This is a genomic window from Bacillus sp. FJAT-26390 (genome assembly GCF_001682865.1).
In the GTDB taxonomy this organism is placed as follows: Bacteria; Bacillota; Bacilli; order Paenibacillales; family Paenibacillaceae; genus Pristimantibacillus.
In genome coordinates, this window is the sequence record NZ_MAQX01000022.1 from 655,328 (window position 1) to 673,146 (window position 17,819).

The window sequence follows — 17,819 nt, forward strand, 5'->3', positions numbered from 1 at the left end:
CGTTACGCTATAATAAGATGCTTGAAATATTGAACGCAAGGAGGTCCGTGTAAAATGGATATTAATTATTCACTCCCTAACCTAACGAGTACGCTGCAGATTATCGGCTGCCATGTAGGGAATTTTCATCCTAATTGGTCTTTTCCACGGCATCATCATAATCTCTTTGAACTATTGCATTGTAAAAATGGAGAGATAAGGCAAACGATAGGGGACCATGTTTTTACGTTTAGCAGTGGGGATTGGCTATTAATAAAGTCCGGAATGTTGCATGCTTCTGAGAATAACTCAACATCCTTTTATCGTTTCTTTAATTTACATTTCGATCTGGATGACCCGATTATTCGTGCGCGATTATGCAAAACGGATTATGTGATCATTAAGGCGGAAGAGGCAACTCAACTTGCGTTACCGTCACATGTTGACGCTATTGAAAATGCTCTTTTGCACCACAATCGAATAGATACCGTCGAGGACGACAAAGCGCTTAATCGCCTTATTATCCAATCTCATACGATAGGCATCATTACTGAATTTATAAAGTACAGCGAAAAAACGACTAGCCCGATTCTGAAGATTGATCATAATATGCATGATGCCTCCGTATTTGAAACGGAGCTAGCCCATGAGATTGAAGACAAACTACGGAATGGAAATCATGAAAAAATAGCTGAAATTGCCGCCTCATTAGGGATTAGCCGCGGACGCTGCACGCATATATTTACTAAGGTTTATGGGCAATCGCCCAGGCAGTATATGAGTAAAATTGTGCTTAATCAGGCGAAGCATTTGCTTGTGCATTCGACCTATACGATGGAAGAACTAGCTGAACGGCTTGGATTTCAGTCTGCAAGCCACTTTTCTAGGCAATTCCGCCGGTGGACAGGCATGCCACCTAGTGCATTTCGACCGAAATTCGTTCGTTCTCAAAGCGATGAGGACGGGTAATCGCTATCGTTAATTTTGTTTGCTCATATTCGCTTGAATCTCTATAAAGGCATGTTCTACTTGATTCATCCATTCCTCGGTAGTCATTTTCCCAGTCATAACCGGTGTTATAGCTGATTTGAACAATTGATTTCTTATATTCTCTTTGGAAAACTTAGGAATAACTTCCCACTCTTGTGTTATGGCAGTCGTTCCTTCATATGCGCTGGACATTTCATATACACCAGGGGTTAAATAGTTTCTCAAAAGTTCTTGCGCTCCTTTCAGTGCAAAAGTACCGTTGGATTTCTCTGCAAATAATCGGATAGATTCCTCGGTATAAAGAAACTTCAAAAACTCTTTTGCAAGTTCAGCGTTTTTGGCTTTGAGCGGAATCGAAAATTGTTCATAGCTAGAAAGGATATAACGTTCATCGCCTTCATGAAATACAGGCACAGGAATCATGCCGAATTCGAATCCTTCTTCTCTTGGAGAATCTTTCATTTCATTTTCCATCCACGAACCATTAACGATAAAAATGGCTTTGCCAAGCATCATATCCGTTTGTGATTGGGTGTGATTAAGTCCGACGGTTCCCTCCATCAAATACCCGTCTCTCCCAAGCTTAGCTAATGTATCCAAAACCTTTTTGACAGGCTCCGTCTTAAAAGAACCCGGTTCATATGAAAATATTTTTTTTAGTTGCGCAATTCCAGCTGCATTTGCAAGTGACGGATAGAGAATTTCCTCCAAATATTCTGGATATATGCCCTGATAAGTAAATAGCGCACGCTTGATTAGATTTCCATTTTCATCAACTACATAGTTTTCTTCTTTCTTTAATTCCTCGTCTAACGCAAAAAACGCATTCCATGTTACGGGCAGCTTCCATCCCTTGTCCTGAAACAATTTTTTGTTGTAGATTAATCCCATTGGTGCAGCATTAAACGGTGCCATATAGATTTTCTCGTCTCGATACGGAGTAAATCTCGTGCTTTCAAGGATGCCAGGGAGAATCAAGTCCTTTAAGCGCATTTTCTTATCTAGTGCTACCTCATCAAAAACGTCGGTTATATCCATTAAACCTTTTTCTTTTACTAATGAGGCCATAATTCCGCTTTGGTCCGTATCCGAAATCGCTAGAAAATCCGGGGGATTGCCAGCGACAATTTGTGGTCTAATTACATCACCTATCCGAGGACTGATTGTCATATGCACTTGTACGCCAGGATAAGCAGCTTCGAATTTTTCTGTGATTTCTTTCCAGTATTCTTGTCCATATCCTCCTTGAAATACGGCGATATGCAATTCATTGCTCTTGAATTTTTTCGCCTCAGCATCTGAGTGCTCATTAATGGATGACTTGTCAGAGGGAGACGTTTGATCTTTCATAACATTTAAAGATGAAATTGCAATTATTCCTAGTAATGCAAACGTTATCAAAAATAGGCTTGGATATCTTTTCATCTTATTCACTCCAAGATTTTTATCGTAAAAAGACCCTTAACAGATCAATTATGAACATTATTGACATAGAAGTACATGAATATTATCGCTCATGTTATGAATAATTTTAACCAAAATCAGCAGTGGAAATATAAATATTCTATTTAACTGCTTCTGAATTTTATCTGAAAATGAATGGTGGCTTCAGCTTATAGATAATTTATGCAAGCCGATGAGCGATTTTATCTACTTGAGCAAATGCTATTGAACACTTTGAATTTTATTGGTTAATCTAGATAAGCGGAAACAACTTTATATCGAATAATGAATGGTGTTCGTTATTCAAAAGAAACGAGGAGGGGTAAGATTATGAAAAAAATGGTAACTTTGGCGCTTGCGGTTATTATGGCATTTACGCTGGCAGCTTGTGGTTCATCCAATGGCAACGCAGAGAAAAACGGTTCAACTAATTCTAATGCTTCAACTGGTAAAGTCCGTACGCTGAAATTTGCTGCACTAGAAACAGCTTATGGAAAAACGGCGTGGGAAGAAGTTGCAGCTGCATTCGAGAAAACGGTTCCTGGTGTGAAAGTTGAAATGACGATTGAAAAAAACATCGAAGATGTTATTGGACCAACGATGAAATCCGGTGAGTTTCCAGATGTTATCCATTTAGCAGTCGGTCAACCGAAAGGGCTTACAGAAACATTCGTAAAAGATAACAACATGACTGATCTTACCGATGTTCTTTCAATGACAGTGCCTGGCGAAGAGGTAGCCGTTAGTGAGAAAATTATTCCTGGTTTTACAGATACGACGATTACCAATCCATATAATGATGGCAAAACCTATTTGATGCCAATGTTCTACAGCCCTACTGGCTTGTTCTATAACGAAGGTTTATTAGAGCAAAAAGGCTGGGAAGTACCGAAAACATGGGATGAAATGTGGGCATTGGGAGATAAAGCAAAAGCAGAGGGTATTGCACTATTTGCTTATCCAACAACTGGTTACTTCGATTCGTTCTTCTACGCCATGTTGAACGCAGTTGGCGGACCTGATTTCTTCACTAAAGCAATGAGCTATTCTGAAGGAATCTGGCAATCAGCAGAAGCAACGCAAGCATTTGATATTATTACGAAGCTAGCTTCTTATACGGAGAAAACAGTTCCAGCTAACGGAAACAAAGATAACTTTACGAAAAACCAACAGCTCATTTTGGACAACAAAGCCATATTTATGCCTAACGGTACATGGGTTGTTAATGAAATGGCAAATGCACCTCGTGCAGAAGGATTTAAATGGGGCTTTACAGCGCTTCCAGCTGTAGCAGATGGTGGAGACCGTTATTCTTATACATTCTTCGAGCAAATTTGGGTTCCAGCTAAAGCCGAAAATCCTGATTTAGCGAAACAGTTTATCGCATATTTATATTCCGATGAAGCTGCAGCGATTTTCGCTAATGCAGGTGCAGTTCAACCGATTGCAGGTATGTCTGGAAAACTTGAAGGCGATAACAAGCTATTCTACAGTATCTATGATAATGGCGCTAAAGCAGCAATGGGCGCGTTCGCAACTACTGTACCCGTTGAAGGCGTAAATATTTCTGATACCGTATTCGGATCGATCGATTCCATTGTAACGGGTGCAAAAACAGAGCAAGAGTGGGTAGATTCGATAACTAAAGCCAGTGATGCTCTTCGTAACGCGAAATAGTCACTTAACTACTCATTTAAAATAGAAATTGGTGCTGTGGTCAGTGACAACTGGCCACAGTTACGTTAGACCTAGGAAGGAGCTCGAGTAATGCCATCTAACAGGGGGAAATCCCGTTTCATATTCTTTTGTCTGGCTCCGGCCGTAATCTTATTTGTTATCTTCTTGTTAATTCCGAGCATTGACGTGTTTCGAATGTCCCTATACAAATGGGGAGGATATACGGATGACAAGACATTTGTCGGATTGGATAATTTCAGCAAGTTGTTCCAAAGCGATAAATTTTATCAAGTGTTCCAAAACAGCATTTTGTTAATTGTTGTTGTTACTATTGTTACGTTTGCATTAGCTCTTATTTTTGCAGCGATTCTTACGCGAGGTAAATTAAAAGGAATAAATATATATCGAGTTGTTTTTTACATTCCAAATATTTTGTCTATTGTCGTAATTAGCGCGATTTTCTCTGCAATTTATGATCCGAGCAATGGACTTCTAAACTCGATTCTTAAATTATTCCATATCGTAGATGAGCCCGTCTTATGGCTTGGAGATCAAAAACTGGTTATTTACAGTCTTGCTGCAGCAATGATATGGCAAGCAGTTGGTTATTACATGGTTATGTATATGGCAAGTATGGCGAACATTCCTGAGAGTTTATACGAATCTGCTGATCTTGAAGGTGCATCGCCTGTACATCAATTTCTTACCATCACAATTCCACTTATTTGGACGAATATTCGCACAACGCTTACCTTTTTTATTATCAGTACGATTAATATGAGCTTCCTCTTCGTTACAGCTATGACTAGCGGTGGTCCTGATGGAGCGACTGAAGTATTCCTAAGTTACATGTATAAAGAAGCGTATACGAATTCTTCTTATGGTTACGGAATGGCGATTGGCGTTGTGGTGTTCTTGTTCTCGTTTGCTCTAGCCGGCATTCTTAATGCAGTTACCAAGCGTGATCATCTAGAGTATTAAGGAGGGAAGAAATGATGACAAGCAATTCAGCTCTGCAAAAGGGTAAAGGAAAAGAAGTATTATTCAAGTCTGTATCCTATTTTTTGTTGATTTTACTAACAGTCATTATTATCATTCCGGTATTGTGGACGTTTATTGCATCTATTAAAGAAGATGTTGAATTTTACGGTAGTCCATGGGCGTTACCTAAAGGCATTTATCTTCAGAACTTTGCAGATGCTTGGCTAAAGGCAAATATGGGTGATTATATGCTGAATTCAGTGCTTGTAACGGCATTGTCAATTGCATTATTGCTCGTTATTGCACTTCCGGCAGCTTATGTACTTGCACGTTACCGTTTTAGAGGTAATCTGCTATTGAATACGATGTTTATGGCTGGTTTGTTTATTAACGTTAACTATATCATCGTTCCCATTTTTCTAATGCTGAACAATGGTGACAAAATGGCGCGTACTATGTTTGGTCAACCCATTTTATTGAATAACATTATTGTACTAGCGCTAGTGTATACAGCTATGGCGTTACCATTTACGATTTATTTACTGTCAGGTTATTTCAAATCACTATCGAAAGAATACGAAGAGGCTGCTTCTGTCGACGGAGCAGGACATTTTAGAACGATGGTACAGGTTATTATGCCAATGGCAAGACCTGCGATCATTACGATTATATTATTCAACTTCCTGTCCTTCTGGAACGAATATATCATTTCGATGACCTTGCTAACGAAACCTGATTTCAAGACACTTCCGGTTGGTTTGATGAATTTGCTAGCTGCGCAAAAATCTGCTGTTGAGTATGGACAACTGTATGCTGGTCTCGTGATTGTTATGCTGCCAACATTGCTTGTATATATTTTGGTACAGAAGAAATTAACTCAGGGTATGACTATGGGCGGTTTGAAAGGATGATAGGATAATATGGACAAATTGCTCTATTTAATACTGTTCATTATAGGAATGTTGCTTACCGTATTCGGTCATCAATCGATTGGCCCATCGGGACTTTTAACTATGCTGCTTGGACTTGGGATGCTTACAAGTTTCTTATGGTTATATAACAGAAAATATAAATAAAATCCAAAGAAGATGATTTTTCCAATATTGGGGGGATCATCTTCTTTAAATGTTTTAAGGTGCACATTATGTTACTATAAACAGATCAAGATCAAGGGGTCATGCTATGCTGCGTAAATTTAAGATTCAGCATCGATTAATTGGAACATTTTTGATCGTATCGGTTATTCCTATCATTTTTCTCGGATTCTACGCATACAAGTTATATTCGGAATCGATCAGTGATAAGCTCAGTTCATCAACCTTTCAGGCAATAACTTTGGTCAATAAAAATTTGCTGACAGAGCTTCAAAATTATCAATTTCTTAACGGTTCGATTTCTACGAATGAATTCGTGCAAGCAAACTTAGCTAACGAAAGTGCACAACAATTGGTTTCCTCAACATCCAAAGAAGCTGCAATGGATGCTATATTTCGAACGATATTTCCGTCTCATGTTGTAACCGTTAGCATTTACGATACGGATCACGAACCATTCTACGAGCTTGGATATGAAACGATTAGCAAGCAGTATTTGGAAAAGGCGATTTCGGATGTCAATGAGAATGCTCCTTACGATGGGCTTACTTATGTAAGAACGATTAGTTCATACGACACGATCGCTGTAGGGAGAAAGATCCATGCAGAGCATGATAGCTCCGAGCAGATCGGATATGCTTTCGTGTACGTCAATACAGATTTGTTCTCAAAAAATATTCTTTCAAGTGTTGATCTAGGGAAAGGGTCGAATCTTCTTATTATGGGGCGAGATGGGACTGTGTTCTCCTCGAGTAACAAAGAGATTACATTAGGAGAACAATACACCGATCCTGCGCTGTTTCAAATGATTCAAGATGCACAGAAAAGTAATCATTCTTCTTTTTCCGGATTGGTTAATCATGCTGATCAGCAAATATCTTATATATATAATGAGCAAATAGGTTGGTATCTTATATCTTTGATGCCCTATTCATATATTAACTCTGAAATAAGTCAAATCACGTTTAGCATGATTATAATCGTATTAGTGATTGTAATCTCTTGTATTTTCATTATTTATTTCATGAATAATAGTATTGTAAAACCTATAAAAGGTATTATGGCTTTCAGTAATCAAATATCTAACGGAGAGTTTTCCAATCGCATTCAAGATGAGTATGATGATGAGATGAGCGTACTATCTCGTAAAATAAATAGCATGGTCAGTGAGATTGAGAGATTGATGGATAATCAAAAGCTTGATGATAAACGGAAGCGGGAGTTAGAACTCCAAATGCTTCAGTCACAAATTAATCCGCATTTTTTATTTAATACATTAAATACGCTTCGCTGGCTCGCAGTTATTAATCAGGTGCCAGTACTGAATAATGGAATTAGCTCACTATCTGAATTATTGCGCAGTACGATTTTAGATAATAATGAAGAGATTACGATTGAACAGGAACTTCAAAATTTAGCGCATTATTTTGAAATTCAAAAAATTCGTTATGCAGACAGGTTCGAGGTTAGATATGAGATCAATGACGAGCTGCTTCCATTCTTAATTCCAAAATTAATATTGCAACCCGTCGCTGAAAATGCCATTATTCATGGTATTTCTGAGAACGGAAAGTCTATAGACATTATGATTAAAGTTCAACAGGTTGATAATCAGCTTCACATAGACATAACCGATAACGGTAAAGGATTCGATACGAATCAAAACCGTTCTTCGGACCATACAGATAAGTTGTCAGGCATTGGAGTAAATAATGTGAATGAACGAATTAAGCTCCATTACGGGAATCAATATGGTTTATTCATTTCAAGTGCAGTAGGAGAAGGAACAAGTTGTAGAATGATCATACCTATTCAAAAGTCAGAAGGAGATTAATTTTAATATGTTCAATGTATTGCTTGTAGATGATGAGCCTATTGTAAAAATTGCCTTACGTACGATGATTGATTGGGATAATCTTGGTTTTTCTATTTGTGGAACAGCCTCAGACGGAAATGAAGCATTGGTGTTAGTTAAAGAACTAAATCCAGATATCATCATTACAGACTTAAAAATGCCGAATATGAATGGTCTGCAGCTTATAAGAGAACTGAATGCACTTGGCTATAAAGGTAAAATCATTGTTGCAAGTAATTTTGGTGAATACGAGCTTGTACGTGAAGCGCTAGTTCTTGGTGCGGTCGACTATATGTTGAAAATTAGTATCAAGACGGAAGCACTTATTGAGCAGCTTCAGAAGACTGCAAAGCTCCTTCAGGAAGAACAGCTTATTTTGCAAGAGCAAGTAACGAGAGAGCAAGTATTGCGTAACAACTTGAAAAGCGTAAAGAACACGATGCTGAAAGATTATTTTACAAATAGTTATCATGACATCGAGCATTTTTTAAAAAATGAGGAAATTCAACTAAATTTCGCTAACAAAGCTTGTTACCAATTTTATATACATTTAGATGATTCCTCATTAAAGGAAGGTCAAAAATTCAATATTTCTTTGTCATTCATTGAGAACATGATTCTTGATTTAATGGAATCGGAACATGATGTAGAGGTATTTCAAGTAGAAATCAACGCAATTATTGTCTTAATTGCTAAGGAACGACTGCATCAATGTCAATTCGATCCCTTGACCTTTGTTCAAAAAATTCAAAAACTAATGCAAATGTATATGACGATCGAGACTGCTATCGTGTATTCATCGGAAATATGCGGTTATCAAGAGGCTAGACAAACGTATTTAGAGTGTAAAGATACGATTGATATCATTTTTTACGAGGAACAATCCGTTATTTTTAATGATGAGGTTGATCTAAAACAAGAGATAGATTTTGTCAACTATGTTGATTTTTCTAAATCTATTTTGGATTTTCTGTATAAAGACGAAAGCTCTTCCATACAGTTGATGTTGAAAACCTTTACAGAACAAGCTCATCAGAGTAGCATACATCCTTTTGCGCTTAAAACATTTATGAATAAATGTTTGGATTATTTACCGCTATGTGATACCCAAATAACGATATTGAATGCCGAGCAATATGAGAGAAATAAAAACAATGTATTGGAATGTAAAAGCTCAGATGCATTATTGGCAATTGCAATGGAAGCTTTAGATGGGTTAAGTTTATGGAAAAATGCTCCTAGATCACTTGATTCGTCTGTGACCAAAAAAGAAATAGTCGATGTCATTCGTTATATCGAATTACATTATCGGGATAAAATCACGCTAGAAATGATTGCTGACCATGTTAATTTCAGTGAAAACTATTTGTGTCGCGTGTTTAGGGATCAAATGGGTATGAGTTTAATTCATTATATTAACAATGTTCGGATGAACAAAGCAGCAGAATTAATTATGAAAGGCCATACTTATATTAAAGAGATATCAGCATTAGTAGGAATTAGCGACCAATTTTATTTTAGTAGAATGTTCAAAAAACAATTCGGAGTCTCACCTACTGATTATAAAAGTCATGTTACGCAATTAAGTCAGCAAAAGAAACAAACGTATCCCCAATTGTCGTAAAGGTAACCCAATAGTTAGACAATGCTAAAAAAGCATCAGCTAAGGTATGAAGTCGGTATTGTGAACCGAACTCATACCTTTTAACCATTATATACGAGAAAGTTTACGGGATCACGTGGAGACATTCGTAGTATGATCGATGTGTTGGTTATTGTATTATGGATATTAGAACAACTGCCTAAATAGGTAGTAATTAATATAGAACAAGGAGTAGTACATGACCTGGAGCAAATTGAAACAAAATCTGGAGAGTTTTCTCTCTCCCGCGTTAAACGGAAGGGTCGAATACCTTGCAACGAGCTACCGTTATTCACCAGATAAAGCGGGGCTTTGTAATATTGCAGTAGATAAAAAGAACATACTTAATATGAGTGATGCAACTAACTTGATCAGATGGTATCAGACCGAGCTGGAAATTAAGAATGATTCAGATATCCAAATTCCTATCACCAATGAAGAAATTGAAGCAGTCAGAAAAGATACCAAGGGGAACGTTCCGGAGGATCGTCTGATCGTAATTGCAAGAAGCAGAAAAAAATCAGATTATGCAAAGGAGCTTTTGTCGGCACAGTCAGCATTAAGCAAATCAAATTTTATCGTTATAGCGAATAAGTTTTTATCCATTTCTATAGAGGAAAGCATAGAGAGCAATGATATCTTATTGAATATTCTAGCTTTGGTGGACAGACGAGTTGGAAAAAAGCGAATTTTAAATATGTCCGAGAAGATGAAGTTAAAGCATCCAATTGTGCAGTATTTTTATGAACTACGTCTTGGTACGTTATGAATAATGATAAATTCAGCTTCTGTTAACTCATCATTGATAGCGCAATTCGATTTAGGCATCCTAGAATTAGATGAATTATCGGTGTTGACGCTGCTTACTCCACACAACTGGTGTGAAGCTCGCTATGCGCATTGGCGGAAATCGTAAAGAGGGGCGAAGAACCCCTCTTTTTGCTTTTAGAAATGTTATCGGACAATGTTGTTTTTAAAACGAAATAATCTTCACTGTTATCTTCGAAACGGTTTCGATTCAAATGAAAATAAATTAAATGATCTCTAAGTTCAATCTCCCTTTCGAATCCTAATTTCCTCAATAAACGAATTGACCTTTCATTCTCTGGCTCAACAGTCGCATCAACAATCGTTAGCCCCATTTTTGAAAATCCGAAATCAATTGCTACTTTTATTGCTTCAGACATTAATCCTTTGCCCCAGTATCGCTTAGATAAATCGAATCCGACTTCAGCTGTAAAGACATCATCCGTTTTTCTTAAATAGTGATATCCACATGTACCGATTAGATTATTATTTTTTTGTCAAACAGCCCCCACCGACAGCCCGAATCCTCTTGATGAAATCTAATAATTTCTTCATCTGAGAAATGTTTAAATACTGCTTTGGAATCCTGTAGTGTTAAAAGCTTAAGATGTAGTCTCTCTGTTTCTAATGAAGGAAACTCGACTCTTTTATTGATTGACACCATTTCTGGCCCCCTCATTTCTAATCAAATCATGATCAAAATATAATTCTATTCAGGAACTGATTAATCCTTTTCTAGCAAGCAAGGCTAGCCGTAGGGGGGAGTTGTTTACTGCTTGACAAAGCATTAGGCTTGGCTTTAGGTAAAGACTCATCGGCCATTTGAGCAAAGTTTCGGATATGCCATGATGGATAAGCTAATTTGATAAGTTAATAATCACCACTATGGCTTGATTTCCATCGTTAATACTGTTAGACACAATATGGTGGTGCGAGCGGACTGAGGTGCCGTTATTTGTTCGATTTTGTCATTTTGGTTGTGTAAGAGGACAGGAGAGACGCTATTACCCATCGAACGAGTGATTTTCGTGTGTTTATGACTGAATAACGGAACCTCAGTCCGTAAGCATCAAGATAAATAGTTGATTTTCATTAATAACGGATTCTCTGTCCGCTATATTTTCCGTGTTTCCACTTCACGTCTTTATTTTATGGTGAAAATCGCAGTTTGTAGGTGAGAGCTCGGAGTTCGGAGTGTTACTTTGATCAGGGTAGCGATTTTAGCTGTTTTAGACGTGTTAAAGAAACGGATATTACTGATTTTGGGTGATCGCGAATTTATTTTCGGCGTAAAATCGTTGCGGCAGCAAGCTCCGTCCCAATATTCGTCTACATCCTTGACCATATGAATATATTTCGTAGTAAGAAGTTGGTTGTAGAATGAAGGAGGAAATGGGCAAATGGAGGGTAATGCTACTGGTTCTTTAATACTTACAGTCAACGCGCCAATGATGCAAATGGTTGACAACTTTATCGCTTTTATCCGTGAAGCAAATGAAATTCTTCAGAAGGAATTAGACCTGTCTCCTGCTAATCAACTGGTTACAAACATCATTACTCAGCTTTCCATACAGTTACGATCCCGTTATTTACCGGAGGAGGTGCAAGCCGTTCTAGGCAATGAGTATATTCGAATGAATCAACGAAAATTGCAGGATAAGTTGTCAGAAGCCGAATTTCTAGTTGAGCTAAGTGATTCTCTTCATATTTGCAAATCCGAGGATTCCGTCTTGGATATCGTTAGGAGCTTGCCTAACTGGAACATTTACATGGCCTTAGTTAGTAAGGAGCTGTCAACTTTTCGTCGATTCATCCGCCAGGGCAGTCAGACAGAGAAGTCGCCGATTGTCTTTGTTGGAAGTGGACCGATGCCGCTAAGTCCTATTATTCTGCACCTGCTCGGCGGTATGGAGGTGATCTGTCTGGAAATGGATTCTGTGGCCTATGAGGCATCAAGGTCTTTACTCGAGCACATGGGCTTAGGGGCAAAAGTGACTGTAGTCATGGAGAATGGTTCGGAGTTCGAGTATAGCTCGTATAACCGGGTTTTTGTGGCTAGTCTCGTGAGAAATAAGCGGGCGGTGCTTGAACGAATTAGTCATACTTCCCCAGATCCTCTAGTAGCTATTCGCACAGCCGAGGGAATGAGTCAAATCATGTACGAAGCGATTGATGAATCGCAGTTAGATAAGCAGGGGTGGAAGATTCTGGGGCGAACGTCCCCTGAAGATAATCTGGTCATCAATTCGACTTTGTTTATCGATCGCTTTAATGCTACCGGCATACTGGATTGACAAAGGACCGCGTCCACGACGTCAAAAAATTCGATAATGCTGGTGAGGATCTCGAGTACTTTATTAGCATTGGGACAACCGGCTTGATCAAGTTGATCGAGAGCTTCCAAACCGGAAAAGGCACACGAAGCCCGCTACATTCGCTGCTCGTTGTATCAAGAATGAAACACTTATGCACCTCCGGAATTTGAAGAAGACGCCGCAAGGATGTATCTTTGCATGATCCGATCTGCACGGACGAGGAAGGCAATGAGATTACGTTGATCGATATCCTCGGCACCGAGGAGGGCGATATTATGGATAAGGTGCTGCTGAAGATTGAAAAGTCGAAAATACATAAAAATCTGGTTGTGCTCAATCACCGCGAGAAGGAGCTTGTAATCGGCCGCTTCGATCTGGAGCATGGCGGGGATGAGCGGACGCAGTTGGAGATTGCGAAGTAACGGGGTAATAGCCGCAGCTATGGTCGCAGATTGAGAAGCGTGCGCTGATAAAGCTTTATTTTGAGTTTTATAAGACGCAGCGTTGATAATGTTGAATTTTGAAAAGTGGCCACGTGTTTGGGACGTGGCTTCTTATTTTGTTTGAGAAGAATAATTTCGCTAGTGATTTCATTATATCTAAGTAGGTAGGGTACGGTGTAAGTCTAAAAAGGGATGGTGCCCTTGAATCATTTGCTTACCATATGAAGAAATTAGAAATTTTTTGTGCAAGAAAAATAAATGACTAGTCAGTTTGAAAACCCCGAAAACATGTCGCAAAGTTATTATTGTTAAATAGAAAAAAGTCTTGTAAAGTGAGTTTAACATCTCACCACCGAATCTGCAGAATATCGTTATTCACTCTGTTAAAGTACGAATGCTAATGGAGGTGTGCTGAGAAACGATGGTTCTCCAATTTGATCCGACTGAATGACGCTTATAATGTTATAGGCGTTACGCTTGGCGGTTTAATTGGTCTAGAACGAGAGCTTGGTAAATATTCAGCCGGTTTTCGGACTTACTTCTTGTTTGCATTGATGCTGCTACGGCTTGGAAATCAAATGCGTCCCAGCATAAAATGAAAGCGAATACATAATGGTTGGAAAGAGGCGAAATCGCATGCATAACACGATGATAGCAGCCCATACTGGCTGTGGCATTCATCCTGATAACACGATGGCTTCATTTGTTGAAGGCATTCAATTAGGCTCAGATATCGTAGAAGTCGATGTACGCGTATCCCAAGATGGCAAAGCCATCCTTCTGCATGACGATTCACCTTACCTGCATATATATACATACGAACAGCTGAATAATCCGTCCATACGGCCGCTGCTCGATCCGATTTACAGTGAATATGAAATCGCAACGTTAGAACAAGTTCTACAAGTATCAGATAGACTTGGATTGAAATTGAATGTCGATATAAAAACGGTAGACGCTATTGATGCTACAGTTAGCCTTATTCGCCAGTTTGAAGCGCAAAAAAGAGTCTTCATTACGGGATGCTCGGATAACATTACGGTGCGATATCCGGATATTCAAGTCATGCTGAATACGCCGGACGATCTATCCATCGAACAAATGGAGCGATATGGCGACTTCGCGGACGCTATTTGCAGTGAAGCTCTGCAGGGTGGATATGCAGGTCTTAACATGAATGGTTTTACTTGTCTTCCGCCTATAGTGATCAGGGCTCACGCCGTAGGTTTAATGGTTTGGGTTTATACGGTAAACTTTCGATCAGCGATGGAATGGTTTCTTAAGATGCAAGTTGACGCCATTACTACGCGAGAACCAAAGGTTCTTATGGAGCTTAAAGACGATTTGAAAAACTGTAAAAAACGGTAGCTATTAGAAAAATATTTTGGTATAATCTGTTTGCAGTAAGCGCTTACACTGATGAAGCGCATTTTGTTTTCATCTTCATGGTATCGATTCCAGAAATTTTTGCATTCGACAAGGTTCACACATTGTTAATAAGGAAGAAGGTGGATCCTGTCGTAATTCTGGGTACCGTTCAGTGAATGAAAATTAACAAAACATTTACTTCTGTATAACAATTATTGGTTTATTAAGAAAATTTTTATGAATATAATTCTTTTAGGGTACGAATTCATCATTCTGCTAAGAGGGTGGTTGGATAGAAATTATTAACTTAGTGATCTCTTTGTGGTATCGATACCAGATAGTAATCAGAAAGAAGGTGATTTCCGTCTTATGAAGCCAATGACCGTACCTTTAAAGCGGAAAAAGAGTGGAATCGTTTTATGGAAAAATATTTTGCATCATCGTTATTTGTACTTCATGTTACTGCCATGTGTTGTGTTCTTCATCGTTTTTTCTTATATTCCGATGGCCGGATTGCTTTTAGCCTTTAAGGAATACAAGTTCAACGAAGGCATTTTGGGAAGCCCTTGGGTAGGATTAGATTATTTCAAACAGTTCTTTAATTCCTATCAAAGCTCAGAGTTGATTAAAAACACACTTATCATTAGCTGCATGAAATTGTTTCTATACTTGCCGTTTCCGATCATTCTGGCACTCATGTTTAACGAAGTACGCTCTAAATGGTTCAAAGGCGTTTCCCAGAGCGTGCTGTACTTGCCGCATTTCCTCTCTTGGGTCGTCGTTGTGGGATTGGTTCAAAGGATACTCGCTCCCGATACTGGCTTGCTGAATCAATTAATAGCAAAGGCGGGCGGCGACGGAAGTACTTTCTTCATGATGGATCCGGATTACTTCTACCAGATTATGTTCGGAAGCCATATGTGGAAGTCTATTGGTTGGGACTCAATCATATATATCGCAGCCATTTCAGGAGTCAATCCCGATATGTACGAAGCGGCTAAAATCGATGGGGCCGGTAAATTGCGGGAGGTTTGGAATATTACGCTGCCATCCATCACACCGACAATTGTAATCCTCTTCATACTATCATTGGGCAGCATACTGTCCGCCGGATTCGACCAGATATATTTGCTCAAGACACCGGGCAACGCACCGCTCTCCGACATTCTGGATACCTATATTATCCGCGTTGGCTTGCAAGGCGGACAGTACGGATATGCTACAGCGGTGGGCATGCTGCAAGGATTAATTGGATTAATTCTGGTTGTTTTCGCGAATAAGCTTTCCCGTAAAGTCTCTGATACATCCTTATGGTAACGGCATTCTGATATCGTTACCATGTTAGAAATACGCAAGGTTTAGCATGACCATCCTTTCGGTGGAAAACGTCCTCTGGCGTGTTTCATAAAAAACATTTTTGAAAAGGGGAAAAATCGCATGAGTAAGAAATGGGCAAAGTATTTTGCAATCCCTATGGTGGCAGCTATGCTGATCGCGGGCTGCTCTAACGGTAACAAGAACAATACTGAAACTCCTGCTCCTGGCGACACAGCTGAGGTTACATCTGTACCTGAAGGGAAACCGGCTACATGGATTGCTGACCGCAAGATTAAAGGTCTTGTATTCATGGGTACCGACGATTACACCGAAGATATGAACCCTGAAATCAAAGCAAAAATAAAGGAGCAGACGGGGATCGATTTTGAAATCGAAATCATGAAGGCCGAAAAATCCATCGATGGTTTGATTGCAGGCATCGCCGCGAACGACTTGCCGGATTTCGTTGCTTTCTACCTCAATAACAGCGGTAGACCGGAAATGCCGGTTGTCTTGAAAGCAGCACGCGAAGGTATGTTCACTGATCTGACTCCGCTTATGAAAGATACGAAAGTGTATAGCAAATATTTGCAAGACGACTACTTGCCGCTGGATACGAAATACGGCGTTATGTTCCGTCCCGAGTTCAACGGTGCCTCTTATTTCGTTCATATGAATATCAATCGCCAAGGCGGCTACCTATCTAACAAATATGTAGGCGGCGCTTATATCCGCAAAGACATCGCTGAATCACTGGGAGTCGACCCGCGCACGATCAAGACGTCTGCGGAAGTGTATGAGCTAGCTAAAAAAATTAAAGCCGGTAACTTCAAGGACAACAACGGTAGTCCGGTTATCCCGATCGGTCCATCCTTCTGGGGCGGTAAAGATGTTTCAGCTGCTTTCAAGGATTTGCAGTGGGGCGAAGACGACCAACGCATCAAAAAATCGAAAGACGGTCAAATCCTTCATGAAGCAGAAACCGAATATCCTATGAAAAAAGTAGAGTACTTCCAAAAGCTGCTTAAAGAAAAGCTTATTCATCCAGAGTACTTTACGATCGACGAAAGCCGCGCAACGGAAGGCGCATTGAACGGCTCATGGGCGATTATCGGTGATGCCCACAACTATCAAGAATTCAACCAAGATATGCATTACCTCCCGCTTGGACCCATTGACAATGTAGACGGTCCATACCAAATGCAAGTCAGCTTTAAATCCGGTTACAGCGCATGGGCAATCCCGACTACAACGAAAAACCCGGCAGATATCGTTAAATTCGCTGACTACCTAGCTAGCAAAGAAGGAAAACTTATCTGGAAATACGGTCTGGAAGGCCGCGATTACACGCTCGGCGCAGACGGCTTTCCAATGGTGAAGCAAGAAGTGATGGATCTGAAAGAAAAAGACCCGAACGAAGCGAAGAAGCTCGGCTTTCAAGGCGTTGGCAACTCATGGGGCGACATACTAGGAGGTACCGACACCGATAACTTGGCTGATTTCGGCGAAATGCAATATGGCGACAAATTGAAAAAAGAAGATAATAACGGTGCTCTAAAACTAATCGAATATTGGAACTTTGAGGAAAAGTACAAAAATGCGAAGATCGTTGACAGCTATGTGCCAACTGCATTTCTCGGAGAATTTGACAGAGCTACAGAACTCAAAGCGGCTTTGGACGCTTACAACGAAACATTGATCCGCGCTTATTATGGCAAGAGCCTAGATGATGCTAAGAAAATGCTGGATAGCAATTTAAAACAATTGAAAGCAGCTGGATTGGACGACTATTTGAAGCTTCTCGCAGAAAAAGATGCCGATCCGAAAACGGATGTAAACCTAAACGATTAGGCAGCAAAGTTCAATAATAGGAAGCTGAAAATAAATAGTTGATGGTTAGGCGATTTT

14 protein-coding genes and 1 pseudogene are annotated in these 17,819 nt (G+C 39.5%); 13 read left to right on the forward strand and 2 right to left on the reverse strand.

Annotation, left to right across the window (positions count from 1 at the left end; all coding sequences use genetic code 11):
* The first annotated feature begins 54 nt into the window (after positions 1-54).
* A complete protein-coding gene (locus tag A7975_RS19950) occupies positions 55-948 on the forward strand; it encodes a helix-turn-helix domain-containing protein (protein WP_065386239.1) in 894 nt (297 codons plus the stop codon).
* Between the two features lie 9 nt (positions 949-957).
* Here A7975_RS19950 and A7975_RS19955 read toward each other — a convergent pair whose 3' ends face one another.
* Positions 958-2,394 (reverse strand): carbohydrate ABC transporter substrate-binding protein, encoded by a 1,437-nt coding sequence (locus A7975_RS19955; RefSeq protein ID WP_065386240.1) that lies wholly within the window; start codon positions 2,392-2,394, stop codon positions 958-960.
* Between the two features lie 348 nt (positions 2,395-2,742).
* On the opposite strand from A7975_RS19955, the gene A7975_RS19960 reads away from it, so the two are divergent.
* The 7 genes from A7975_RS19960 to A7975_RS19985 all read left to right on the forward strand — a co-directional run bounded on the left by A7975_RS19960 (position 2,743) and on the right by A7975_RS19985 (position 10,430).
* Positions 2,743-4,089, forward strand: coding sequence for a carbohydrate ABC transporter substrate-binding protein (locus A7975_RS19960; protein ID WP_065386241.1), 1,347 nt, complete (start codon positions 2,743-2,745; stop codon positions 4,087-4,089).
* Positions 4,090-4,179: 90 nt separating this feature from the next.
* Positions 4,180-5,070 carry a carbohydrate ABC transporter permease gene (locus A7975_RS19965; RefSeq protein ID WP_053375002.1) on the forward strand — a complete coding sequence of 297 codons (891 nt, stop codon included), beginning with the start codon at positions 4,180-4,182 and terminating at the stop codon, positions 5,068-5,070.
* 11 nt (positions 5,071-5,081) lie between these two features.
* Positions 5,082-5,981, forward strand: coding sequence for a carbohydrate ABC transporter permease (locus tag A7975_RS19970; protein ID WP_197286085.1), 900 nt, complete (start codon positions 5,082-5,084; stop codon positions 5,979-5,981).
* 9 nt (positions 5,982-5,990) lie between these two features.
* Complete coding sequence (locus A7975_RS35675) at positions 5,991-6,146, forward strand: DUF6903 family protein (protein ID WP_442950611.1); 156 nt, start codon at positions 5,991-5,993, stop codon at positions 6,144-6,146.
* 106 nt (positions 6,147-6,252) lie between these two features.
* On the forward strand, positions 6,253-7,998 hold the full coding sequence (locus tag A7975_RS19975; RefSeq protein ID WP_065386242.1) for a sensor histidine kinase: 1,746 nt from the start codon (positions 6,253-6,255) through the stop codon (positions 7,996-7,998).
* 7 nt (positions 7,999-8,005) lie between these two features.
* Positions 8,006-9,643: a response regulator transcription factor gene (locus tag A7975_RS19980; RefSeq protein ID WP_065386243.1), complete on the forward strand. Its 1,638-nt coding sequence runs from the start codon at positions 8,006-8,008 to the stop codon at positions 9,641-9,643.
* 217 nt (positions 9,644-9,860) lie between these two features.
* Positions 9,861-10,430: an SF0329 family protein gene (locus A7975_RS19985; protein WP_065386244.1), complete on the forward strand. Its 570-nt coding sequence runs from the start codon at positions 9,861-9,863 to the stop codon at positions 10,428-10,430.
* Positions 10,431-10,524: 94 nt separating this feature from the next.
* Here the strand turns inward: A7975_RS19985 and A7975_RS35485 are convergent, their stop codons facing one another.
* The gene (locus A7975_RS35485) at positions 10,525-10,947 is read right to left on the reverse strand and encodes a GNAT family N-acetyltransferase (RefSeq protein ID WP_369688943.1); all 423 of its coding nucleotides are present in this window, start codon (positions 10,945-10,947) and stop codon (positions 10,525-10,527) included.
* Positions 10,948-11,868: 921 nt separating this feature from the next.
* Here A7975_RS35485 and A7975_RS20000 point away from each other — a divergent pair.
* The 5 genes and pseudogenes from A7975_RS20000 to A7975_RS20020 all read left to right on the forward strand — a co-directional run bounded on the left by A7975_RS20000 (position 11,869) and on the right by A7975_RS20020 (position 17,762).
* Entirely contained in the window at positions 11,869-12,762 is an 894-nt protein-coding gene (locus A7975_RS20000; protein WP_065386247.1) for a nicotianamine synthase family protein, read from the forward strand.
* Positions 12,759-13,291, forward strand: a pseudogene (locus A7975_RS20005) (sigma-70 family RNA polymerase sigma factor). The gene A7975_RS20000 and the pseudogene A7975_RS20005 overlap by 4 nt, the downstream one beginning before the upstream one ends.
* A gap of 571 nt (positions 13,292-13,862) precedes the next feature.
* Positions 13,863-14,594 carry a glycerophosphodiester phosphodiesterase gene (locus tag A7975_RS20010; protein WP_065386248.1) on the forward strand — a complete coding sequence of 244 codons (732 nt, stop codon included), beginning with the start codon at positions 13,863-13,865 and terminating at the stop codon, positions 14,592-14,594.
* Between the two features lie 369 nt (positions 14,595-14,963).
* Positions 14,964-15,911 (forward strand): ABC transporter permease, encoded by a 948-nt coding sequence (locus A7975_RS20015; protein WP_065386249.1) that lies wholly within the window; start codon positions 14,964-14,966, stop codon positions 15,909-15,911.
* A gap of 120 nt (positions 15,912-16,031) precedes the next feature.
* On the forward strand, positions 16,032-17,762 hold the full coding sequence (locus A7975_RS20020; RefSeq protein ID WP_053375010.1) for an extracellular solute-binding protein: 1,731 nt from the start codon (positions 16,032-16,034) through the stop codon (positions 17,760-17,762).
* The last annotated feature ends 57 nt before the right edge of the window (positions 17,763-17,819 follow it).